At 63.2% G+C, this 2,969-nt stretch carries 3 protein-coding genes; 2 read left to right on the top strand and 1 reads right to left on the bottom strand.

Annotated elements, in window-relative coordinates; translation table 11 throughout:
• Positions 1-809, bottom strand: an 809-nt coding sequence (ispD, locus tag EN994_RS24980) for a 2-C-methyl-D-erythritol 4-phosphate cytidylyltransferase (RefSeq protein ID WP_127307887.1), incomplete at its 3' end; no start/stop codon positions are given.
• Between the two features lie 243 nt (positions 810-1,052).
• On the opposite strand from ispD, the gene dusB reads away from it, so the two are divergent.
• Both dusB and EN994_RS24970 read left to right on the top strand, forming a co-directional pair.
• On the top strand, positions 1,053-2,081 hold the full coding sequence (gene dusB, locus EN994_RS24975; RefSeq protein ID WP_063168046.1) for a tRNA dihydrouridine synthase DusB: 1,029 nt from the start codon (positions 1,053-1,055) through the stop codon (positions 2,079-2,081).
• Positions 2,078-2,969: histidine kinase dimerization/phospho-acceptor domain-containing protein (locus tag EN994_RS24970; protein ID WP_127307886.1), on the top strand; the 892-nt coding region annotated here is incomplete at its 3' end. The genes dusB and EN994_RS24970, both read left to right, overlap by 4 nt.

Here is a 2,969-nt window from a genome sequence, read left to right as displayed (position 1 = left end):
ACTCCACACAGTGTAACATGGTCGCCGGGCTCGAAAGCATGGACGTCGTAGCCATTGCCGGTCCGGATGTCGGGAAAGCGCACACGTTCGCCGGAAAGCCGCTGGTCCGCCATGGCAATATCCCGTGCCCAGGTGAGTTTGACATTGTCCGGCGAGCCCGGAACGATCTTGACCGGAATATGCGCCCATTCGGCGATCGCGGCATCGTCGGTAAAATCCATTTTTCCCAGATGATGGGCTTTCTCGTGCGCGGCAAGGATGGGCCAGAACGGAAAGCCCTGCGGCGTTTGCGCCGCGTGAAGACCGCTGCGCGAAACGGTTTCGCCAACCACGCCGGAGGCCGACTCGCGCTTCAGCGTGTCGGCGACGGGCAAAGCGGGCAATGCGCCCTCGCGCTCGCCGATGGCGGCGATGGTGCGATCTATCAGGTCCGCATCGACAAACGGACGCACGGCATCGTGGATCAGAACCTGCCCCGGCGCGTGGTCTCTAAGGGCAAGCAGGCCGAGCCGGACGGATTCCTGCCTGGTCGCCCCGCCGATAACGGCGCTAACGCGCTCGGCGTTGGTGCCCGCCGCCTGCCGGAACAGTTCATGGTCGTCGGCATGAATGGCGACGACGATCTCGCTGGTCCGCGGGTGGGCCAGAAAAATGTCAAGCGTGTGTGCGATAACGGCAAAGCCGCCAATGTGTTGATATTGCTTCGGTCCGTTGGCCTGTCCGGCGCGCGCACCACGGCCGGCCGCGACGATTACCACCGCGACCTTGCCATCCGCACTCGAAACGTGATTTTCACTTGCGTCAGTCATTGCAGATTGGCTTAGCGCACGATCCCGAAAAGTGTAATCGGTTTTCGGCAAAGATCGTGCGTCAAATATGAATCCCAAAGCGTCCTTTGCGCGTCCCACGGGGCGCGCGGCGCTTTGGCCGCACCCAGTCCCGAAGGCCAGCATTTTTCCGATTGCGCCTTAATGTGGCGTCATTCCGCGTTGCACATTGCGGCCGATATGGCTAGAGAATGTGCAACGAATGAAGATGCTTGGTTTTTGTGCATGGTTAATTTGACCAAATTGGCCGCGCCGCTTAACGTCGGCGGCGTGAAACTCCGCAATCGCGTGTTCCTCGCGCCGATGTCGGGCATTACGGACGAGCCGTTCCGGCAGCGTGCCCACGCGCATGGTGCGGGCTTGGTCGTGTCCGAAATGGTTGCCAGCGGCGAGCTCGCCAAGGGCAGGGCCGGTTTCAACCTGCGCATACGCCACTCCGGCCTGCCCGTCCATATGGTTCAGCTTGCAGGCCGCGAGGCGATGCACATGGCCGAAGGTGCCAGAATCGCCGCCGGCGAGGGCGCCGACATTATCGACATCAACATGGGATGCCCGGCCAAGAAGGTCACCGGCGGTTATGCCGGCTCGGCATTGATGCTGGATCTCGACCACGCACTGTCGCTGATCGACGCCGTTGTCGGCGCGGTCGAGGTGCCAGTGACGGTCAAGATGCGGCTTGGCTGGGACGAAGGCGCGCTCAACGCGCCGATGCTGGCGCGCCGCGCCGAGCAGGCCGGTGTCAGCATGGTGACCGTGCACGGCCGAACGCGCTGCCAGTTCTATCAGGGCAAGGCCGACTGGCGCGCCATCGCCCGCGTCAAGGAAGCCGTGTCCATCCCGGTCGTCGCCAATGGTGACGTCTCTTCGCCGGCGGAAGCGGCCGACATTCTCGATCAATCGGGTGCCGACGCCGTGATGATTGGCCGTGCCCATTATGGCGCGCCTTGGATCGCAGGTGGCGTTGCGGCCGCAGCGACAGGCGAAGCGACGCCAAATATTCCACAGAACCCGACGGCGCTCGCCGACTACATCGTGGCCCACTATGAGGATATGCTGGCGCTCTACGGCGCCGAAAGCGGCCTGCGCCAGGCGCGCAAGCATCTTGGCTGGTATCTTGATCGGCATGCCGGCGGCGTAGCCGACGACAGCCGAAAGGCCATACTGACCGCATTCGAGCCCGCGCGCGTCATTGCCTTGCTGCGCGATGTGTTTTCGCGCGATCCGCAACCTTTGACCCTGCGGAGTGCCGCATGAACGCCGCCGCCGGCCAAGGCGCTGAAATGGCGGATGCCGCCCAGATCGTACTCAACACCATCCGCCGCCCGGTGATCATGATCAGCGAGGAAGGCTTCATCACCTTTGCCAACGCCGACGCGGAGGACTTCTTTCGTTCAAGCGCGACCATGCTCGCCCGCAACACGCTGTCAAAACTCATTCCCTTCGGCAGCCCGCTGCTGACGCTGGTCGACCAGGTGCGCGAGCGCCTGGCACCGGTCAACGAGTATCGCGTCGACGTGTCGTCGCCGCGTCTCGGCATCGAGAAGGTCGTCGATCTCTATGTCGCGCCGGTACCGGAATTTCCGGGCTCGGTGGTGGTTATGTTCCAGGAACGGTCGATGGCCGACAAGATCGACCGGCAGATGACGCATCGGGGCGCAGCGCGCTCGGTCACCGGCCTGGCCGCGATGCTTGCCCATGAGATCAAGAACCCGCTCTCCGGCATCCGCGGCGCTGCCCAGTTGCTGGAACTGTCGGCTTCCGACGAAGACCGTGCGCTGACGCGGCTGATCACCGACGAGACCGACCGCATCGTGTCGCTGGTCGATCGCATGGAGGTGTTTTCCGACGAGCGGCCGATCGACCGCTACCCCGTCAACATCCATGTCGTGCTCGACCATGTGAAGGCCATTGCCAAGAACGGTTTTGCCAAGAGAATCAAGATATTGGAGGACTATGATCCTTCGTTGCCTCCGGTGTTTGCCAACCGCGACCAGTTGATCCAGGTGTTCCTCAACCTGGTCAAGAACGCCGCCGAGGCGATCGGCAGTGACCCGCAGGGCGAGATCGTGCTGTCGACCGCCTTCCGGCCAGGCATCCGTGTTTCAGTGCCGGGCACGCAGGACCGCGTGTCGCTGCCGCTGG

It is taken from the genome of Mesorhizobium sp. M7A.F.Ca.CA.002.09.1.1, assembly GCF_003998555.1.
Classification (GTDB): Bacteria; Pseudomonadota; Alphaproteobacteria; order Rhizobiales; family Rhizobiaceae; genus Mesorhizobium; species Mesorhizobium ciceri.
Note: the sequence above shows the minus strand (reverse complement) of the source record. Positions and strands in the feature narration are given on the sequence as shown.

What these genes read in the sequence shown, in the direction of transcription:
- dusB (WP_063168046.1), top strand. Translation starts at nt 1,053, where the DNA reads ATGGTTAATTTGACCAAATTGGCCGCGCCGCTTAACGTCGGCGGCGTG.